Here is a 7755-nt window from a genome sequence, read left to right on the forward strand (position 1 = left end):
CGGCGACGGCGTAGGCTCTGTCACCGGTTCGACAATAATAATTGCTGGTATTGCACTAGGCATTGTTCCGACTCCTTGCGACGCTACTCAAAAACTACTAAATAAACTTAAAGTCAGATGCAGTAATGACGGTGCTGAGCGCTCCCGGCACTGTAGGAATAGAATTCAAAACTCCCAAATCGAAAGCTGGGAGACTGTCATCTGCCACATTCGGGTCGAAGCCGAGAACGTACTTGTTAAAAGTATTGTTCAGGTACACGAAGAAAGCTCCCGTTTTGCTCGAACCGTTTTGATTCTTCAACACTGCATTTACTGCTTGAGCGTTATCAAATTTAGATTCAAACAAAATGACTGATTGCTTGCTAATGTTGTCGCCGCTAGACCCGATATTCCTGACGATAAAACTGGTGAAATCGAGAGTAGTTCCTGAGTTGGTTAAACCTGCGAAATTTGACGACCTGAACAAAAATCTGTCGGTCTCACTGCCGCTAGCGTTAAAGTCAGCAATCACATCCACGCCTTCGCTGGGAGTTTCGTAGTAGAAGAAATCATCGCCAGGGCCACCCGTGAGTAAGTCTGAACCGTTCCCGCCGCCCAAAATATCATTGCCCGCACCGCCCTCAAGAGTGTCGTTATCATCGCCGCCCAACACCAAGTCATTGCCGAAGGCGCCACTGAGACAGTCGCTGCCGGCACCGCCGTCGAGAGTGTCGTCGCCCGCTTCGCCCAACAGGGAGTCGCTGCCCGCCTCGCCCAACAGGTAGTCGTTGCCCACACCTCCGAGTGCCGTGTCGTTGCCTTGTCCACCCAAAATCGTGTCATCGTTGTCGCCGCCGGATATGGAATCGTTATTGATACCGCCGTCGAGCAAGTCTTTGCCCAATCCACCGTCGAGGATGTCGTCGCCTGCACCGCCGTCGAGGGAGTCGTCGCCAATGCCACCAAGTAAGGTGTCGAGCCCAGTGCCACCAAGTATCGAGTCGTCGCCGGATTCTCCCAATATCGAGTCATTGCCTGTTCCGCCGTCAATGCTGTCGTTGTTGTCACCGCCCAAGAGGTTGTCATTGTCATTGCCGCCGAACATTAGGTCGTTGCCCAGTCCGCCGATCAGCGAGTCTATGCCGTCGCCGCCGTCGAGGGTGTCGTTGCCCAGTCCGCCGTCAACGGTGTCGTTGCCGATCGAACCCAGCAGCGAGTCGTTGCCTGCTTCACCGAATACGAGGTCGTTGCCGCCCCTGCCGTCGATGATGTCGTTGCCGTCGCCTCCGGATAGGGTATCGTCGCCCGCACCGCCGATGATGTAGTCGCTGAGGTTGCTGCCTGTAAAGGTACTCGCCGGCAGTGCGGTGCGATCGACAATATTATCTACCACCGTGATGCTGAAGGATGCCGGCCCGAGCGTTGCAGACCCGTCGGAGGCTGTAAACGTGAAACTGTCGCTGCCACCTCCTGCCAGCAAATTGTATTTGACGATGTTGTTGTTGATATCGTCTTGCGTGAATTTGCCGCCGACGTTGAGAAAGGTGGTGCCCCTTTGGACAAAACCTCTGGTAGCGTCGGGGGCTTTGGTAATCGTGTAAAAGATTTCCAACGGGGTGTTGTCGGGATCTGTCACTAACAAATCCGCAGCCGTGATTGTCTGGGTAGGATTACTTTTGGCAACCACCACACCGTCGTTAATTACTAGCTTCGGCGGGCTGCTGACGCGGATGGTTGCTACCGCCTGACTTGTGCCACCGTTACCGTCTGAGATCGAGTAGCTGAAGCTGTCAGTACCCGAGAACCCCTGATTTGGAGTGTATTTGAATACGCCGCCACCAAGGGGAACCAGGCTCCCCTTGGCTGCTGGAGTAAAAGTCGTGACAGTAAGAAGGCTCTTCTCCGCGTCAGTATCGTTCAACAGAACGTTGAGACTGAGTTCTTGACCCGCAACTGTGGTGAAGTTGTCGTTAACTGCTCTTGGAGGCTGGTTAAGGATGGGCGTCGGCGTCGGACTTGCTGTCGGCGTCGGGAAAATCGGCGTCGGACTTGCTGTCGGCGTCGGGAAAATCGGCGTCGGACTTGCTGTCGGCGTCGGGAACGTCGGCGGCGGACCGTCTGTCGGCGTCGGTGTCGGACTTGCTGTCGGCGTCGGTGTCGGGCTTGCTGTCGGCGTCGGCGTCGGACTTGCTGTCGGTGTCGGACTTGCTGTCGGCGTCGGCGTCGGACTTGCTGTCGGCGTCGGCAGGGGGAGTGGAGTTGCGCTGCCGGGAACTGTGGGGGCAATTACAAATGAGCTCCGCCCTAGGGTTCTGCTGTCTACTCCGGGCAATACTGCTAAAAAGTCGCCGCTGACTCCGTTGCGAATAATTGTGCTGCCGGCTTTGTTGTCGGTGCTTTGGAAGATTACCAAATCTTCAAACTTGAGGTCGCCGCTCAGCCCGATCGCATCTTCGCCTTGGCGAAAGTCGGTGAAAATGTCGGCATCGGCGATATCGGGGCCACCTGTGGTGAGAAATGCCGCGTTAGTGCCGTTGCTGCTGCCGCTGGGGGAACTGAAGGCACCGATGACGAAGACATCTCTGCCTTCGCCTCCTGCCACTACGTCTTTGCCTCCTTCGCCCCAAAGAACGTCGTTGCCAGCACCGCCGTCCACGATGTCGTCGCCGTCGCCGCCGAATACGATGTCGTCGCCGTCGCCGGCAAAAATTGTGTCCCCGCCGGCGTTTCCGTAGAGCCAGTCGCCTCCTTCGTTGCCAAATAGCAAGTCTTCGCCGTCGCCACCGAAGAGCGAGTCGTTGCCTTGGTCGCCCCAGAGGATGTCGTCGCCTCGATCGCCCAAAAAGCTGTCATCGCCAGAGCCGCCGCGCAAGCTGTCGCTGCCTTTTCCGCCGTAAGCCGTGTCTCTGCCTTCGCCTCCGATTACCGTGTCGTTGCCGTCATTGCCATACAGCAGGTCGGGGTTATTTCCCCCGTCGAGGGAGTCGTTGCCTTTGCCTCCGTACAGGGTATCGAGTCCTAAACCGCCGTCTAGAACGTCGTTGCCTGGCCCGCCGAACAGCACGTCGTCATCGTCTGCCCCGAATATTAAATCGTCGCCGTCGGCTCCTTGCAGGTTGTCGTTGCCTTGCAGCCCGGAAATCACGTCGGGCCCGGGACTGCCAACTAAGGAGTCGTTGGTTTCGCTGCCGCGGACTACGCCGCCGATGACTGCAGGCGAGGTACCTTGGCCTCCGCCCAATGTGTCGTCTATGCCGCCAAATGTGTCGTCCCCGGAGGGAGTTGGAGTTCCCGTCGGCGTCGGAGTTGGTGTTGGAGTCGGAGTTGGTGTTGGAGTTGGCGTCGGCTCTGTCACCGGAGTTGGCTCTGTCACCGGAGTTGGCGTTGGCTCAATTATAACAACTGGTACTGCACTGGGCATTATTTTGGCTCCTTTAAACGACGATCCTGATTAACTTTAAAAACTGATTAATATCAGTTTGTTGCCATAATTCTGGCTTAAAATTGATTAATAATCCGGCTCATTTCTAACATACTAAATCAAAACTGCAACGGCTATAGATATTTTTTCAGCCGAGCATCTTTCGATCTCAAAATATTAATGATTGCAGGTTTTGATGTCGGCTTTGGGTACACTTTAATATGCCGCATTTGGCTCGAACCTAGAAGTCTGGCATCGAATCAGCCAGGTGTATTTATCCAGAAGGATAAAAAGTAAAAATCTTCGCCGTCATAATTTTTTCTTTCCTGCGGCCGAATGCCGAATACATATGTGCCTCTTGCCTTCAGAAGCCGAATGCCAAATACATAAGAGCCGAATGCCTTAAGCTGACTGCTGACAAGAAACAGAGCTGTGAATGAGGGGCAAAAGTGGCCCGGTTTGCTCTTGTCCGTTGACGGCTAGTTCGCTGTGGCAAAGGTACAGCAGGGAACAGCGACTTAACAAATCTAGCAGAATTCGCCGCAGCCGCTGTTGGTCGGCACCCGTTTCCTCTTCGGTTTGCCAGGGACGCCCCTGTTGCGATCGCAAAAATAAGGGAGCACCAAACAATGTCGCCGCACCGCCACTCAGCCACAGGGGTGAGCCGGCATCCAGCCAAAAGTGCCATTTGTGGGCGCGGCGGCTGCTGCGGTACTGGAAGATGTTGGCGAGGGTGACGGCTTGGGTTTCTCGGCCTTCTGAACGGACTGGAAATGGGTTGGCGGTGACGGTTCCTTGGCGCAACAACTGGATGAAGCGGGCGATAGTTTCTGAGTCGCCGCCGTTTGTTGGTTCTACGCGCTGCATTCGCCCGTTGATTTCCCAGTAGTGGCTGGCGGTTTCCATTAACTCACGCAGGGCTGCTAGCCGATCGAAAGGGAGGTATCTGTCATTCATCAGAAATTTCTGGATCGCTCGATCGAGCAGGGCAATTGGACTCGGCAACAGCCGCTCCTGCTGTTGCGACCGCTGTTGTTCGATCCACTCCACAATCTGCTCGTAGGCCGCGGCGGCTCGGTGTCCCAGTCTGTCCCACCGGGGAAAGGCTGTAATTGCCAGCAATTGAGGTCGATCGAGATCTGGACAAAAACAGTGATCGGCGATTAAACCTGCTCTCACTTGGTCGATCGATTTTGCATTTTGGATTTGAGATTTTTGATTGAAAGTGGGGTGAGAATCCTCTTGTTCCGCCAATTCCCGGTGTTTCTGGCTTCCCAAGACTACCAGCATTTCGGCTACTGCGTCTCGATCAACTAAACGGCCGAGTCCGGGATAAACTAAGGCTAACAAAGTGAGCAAAGCTCGAATCTCTGGGGTAGTCGAGAGAGGACGCTGATCGTTGAGGGAGGCGGCGGCGATACCATCTCGCGCCAGAATTTCCGTTAAGCTGTAACGGGCGATCGCATCCATCCCGGGAGCAATTACAGCGATTTCCTGCGGTTCCACGGCTTTTGACTTCACCGCATCCACGATGATTTCGGCGGTTTCTCGCAGCAATTGAGCCCGGGAGGTGGTTTGGAGCGATCGAACTTTACCGGGCAAACTCAAGCCTAAAGGATAAAAACCATCAGAATTAACTGCTAAACTTACCGCTAAATCTCCAATCTCTGGGCCTAAACCGGCTTGTGCGTCCAAATTTTCCACGCTTTGACAGCGGCTTTCGAGTCTGGCTAGGTATTCAGTGTCAGCCCCCAAGCCCAAACGCACTCCTCCATCTGGATTGTACGAGAACGCCCCTGCTGCACCTTGGTCGAGCATTCGATCGAACAAATGGCCGCTGATCGCGGGATAATCGTCAACATCGTCTGCGATCACAGCTTGGTATCTAGAGGCCAAATGCTGCTGGTAAGTGCCATCCTGCAACAAATAGCGCCAGTAGAGTTCGCAAACAATCCCGTAAGTCAGCAGCCCCCGTGTCAAGCACCATTGCCGCCACCTTTCCAGCAACTCTCCCATGCTAGTCCACAGGTTGTTCGAGCCGCCGTCACCAGCAAATCCCTGTTCCAAAAGGCTGGGAATCTCTTCTCTGGGCGTACCGCTGACAGCAGCAAGTTGTAATAAGTCTAGTGTTCGACGCACCATTCGGTTTGGACTTACCCCTGTTTGTTGCAAAATACCTTCGTCTAGTTCGCGACGCCAGAGTCTGGCGGCAAGTTCCAGTTCTGTTTCAGGTTGCAGCCGCAGGGGAAATTGAGCCCTCAAATCCAGCGACTGAACGAGCAGTGGCCAAAATAGCAATACTTCCTGCTCAAAAAAACCGAAGGGTGTTGTCGAGTGAAAGGTATATTTTCCTTGGGTAGCGACGGCGATGCGATCAGCCAATTCTAGCCGGTTGTCTCCGTTAGCTGCTAAGACTAAAATTGCTGGGGCAGTTTGTCCAGCCCGGCGCCGCCCGGAACGCCAGCCGTCTGAAACTTTTGGTGGGACAGGCTTGACAGTTTGGCTCCAAATGCAGAACTGCTCGACTAAACGAGCGGTTTTGCCACTCCGGGTGCCTCCGACAATCCAAATTGAATCCGAGACCTCGGTTCCCAATTTATCTAAATTTGTTACCATACCGTGAATACTTTAATCACTAATGTCTACAGCCAACTAACCAGCTTTAGCTATGAATACTTCTCCGTGGCACAGGATTGTAAAATATCTCTACAGCGCTCACCAATGGTATCGAGAAACGCCTGACAGGGCCCTAGAACAGGCTTATGATGCTGCCTTAGCAATTAAGGCGATCGAAGACGAGCATTTTGGCGGCCAAAAAATCTCCGCTCGATCGGGAGATTACGGACACAGCACCCTGTCTTACTTTAAATCCGAACTGCAAAAATACCTCAAGGTCATCCAAACCCGAATGGTTGAGTTTAATGCTAGCCGTTCTTTTTTGGAACTGCCGGATCGAGTGGGGGCAAAACCGAAGGTGGGGCAAAGCCCCGATCCTCACCCGCACGGATTACATCTCGACAATAAAGATCGAGCATCCCTTGTATTCGAGAAGCTAGAGTTTATTGATGGAGTCATCGACAAGTATATTAATAATAGTAGCTCGACAGCAATTGTCCCGGTTGTCAGTTCAGTAAATCAGCAGGGAAAATCTACAAATAGCACCTCTCAACCTGGCGCAAATAAAGGTTCAGCTAATTCTGTTCAAATTCCCGAGGGCGAGGTTGACATTTACTCTGAAGAGGTCAATTTATTGCCTCGCTCGCTTTTGGGAACTTTGAATCGAATTACTAAAGAGTTAGACCCGGAATCCGAAAAAGAAGTAGTTAAGAATTTCCGCAACTCCAAAGTAAAAACAGTCATTTCTCTGAGATTTATTTTGCTTTTGATTTTAGTTCCGCTGTTGACGAATCAAATTTCCAAAAATTTTATAGTCGGGCCGGTAGTTGACCATTTTCGACTCAAGCAAAATGCTCCAGTATTCCTAAATATTAACCTGGAAGAAGAAGCCTTCCAAGAACTAGAGAGATTTGAGCAGCACCTCAAATTTGATAGGTTAATAGGCCGGGCTCCGTCGCTTTCTTTAGAGGAAACGGAAAATAAGATTGCCGAGAAAGCAGTTGAGCTAGCGGAGGAATACCGCTCTGAAAGTGGTGGAGCTATTAAAAATATTTTTGCGGATTTGATTTCCTGCATAGCCTTTGTCGCCATTCTCATCACTAACAAGAAAGAGATTGAGATTTTAAAGTCTTTCATGGATGATGTGATTTACGGTCTCAGCGACAGTGCTAAAGCTTTCGTAATTATTTTGTTTACGGATGTGTTTGTCGGATTCCACTCGCCTCACGGTTGGGAAATAATTCTCGAAGGTATATCGAGGCATTTGGGACTGCCAGAAAATAGGCAGTTCATATTTTTGTTCATTGCGACGTTTCCAGTTATCTTGGATACGGTATTTAAGTATTGGATATTCCGGTATTTAAACCGGAGTTCGCCTTCGGCAGTTGCTACATACAAGAATATGAACGAATAATCAGAGGCGAAGGAAGAAGGAAGTTCGGCAACGGATTATGTAACGGATGTAACGGATATAACGGAGGGAAGGAAGAAGGAAGAAGGAAGAAGAAAGAAGGAAGAAGGAAGAAGGAAGAAGAAAAAAAATGTAATAATAGCAAGTGTTTCAGGCATTCAGAACGTCATCAGTAGGGCGTCTATCGCACACTGAGTGGCTTACCCATAGCGCACAAAACCATTTATTGTTTGCCTCATGAGTGGTTTAATTAGGGCTTGCTGAATATATCGATCGCACTTGAGGTAGCCTGGGTTTTGAGCGCGCGATCGAGAATAAAGTGCAAGAT

The 7755-nt window shown here is 51.8% G+C and carries 3 protein-coding genes; 1 reads left to right on the forward strand and 2 read right to left on the reverse strand.

Translation table 11 applies throughout. The annotated features are described in order from the left end of the window. Nucleotides 1-97: 97 nt before the first annotated feature. Complete coding sequence (locus tag QUA40_RS09340; RefSeq protein WP_333124380.1) at nt 98-3400, reverse strand: Ig-like domain-containing protein; 3303 nt, start codon at nt 3398-3400, stop codon at nt 98-100. 402 nt (nt 3401-3802) lie between these two features. After that, complete coding sequence (locus tag QUA40_RS09345) at nt 3803-6016, reverse strand: recombinase family protein (RefSeq protein ID WP_333124383.1); 2214 nt, start codon at nt 6014-6016, stop codon at nt 3803-3805. 52 nt (nt 6017-6068) lie between these two features. Between QUA40_RS09345 and QUA40_RS09350 the strand changes: the two genes are divergently transcribed. Continuing rightward, a complete protein-coding gene (locus tag QUA40_RS09350) occupies nt 6069-7430 on the forward strand; it encodes a proton extrusion protein PcxA (RefSeq protein ID WP_333124385.1) in 1362 nt (453 codons plus the stop codon). Nucleotides 7431-7755: the final 325 nt, after the last annotated feature.

The sequence above is a fragment of the Microcoleus sp. Pol11C3 genome, from assembly GCF_036701485.1.
In the GTDB taxonomy this organism is placed as follows: Bacteria; Cyanobacteriota; Cyanobacteriia; order Cyanobacteriales; family Microcoleaceae; genus Microcoleus.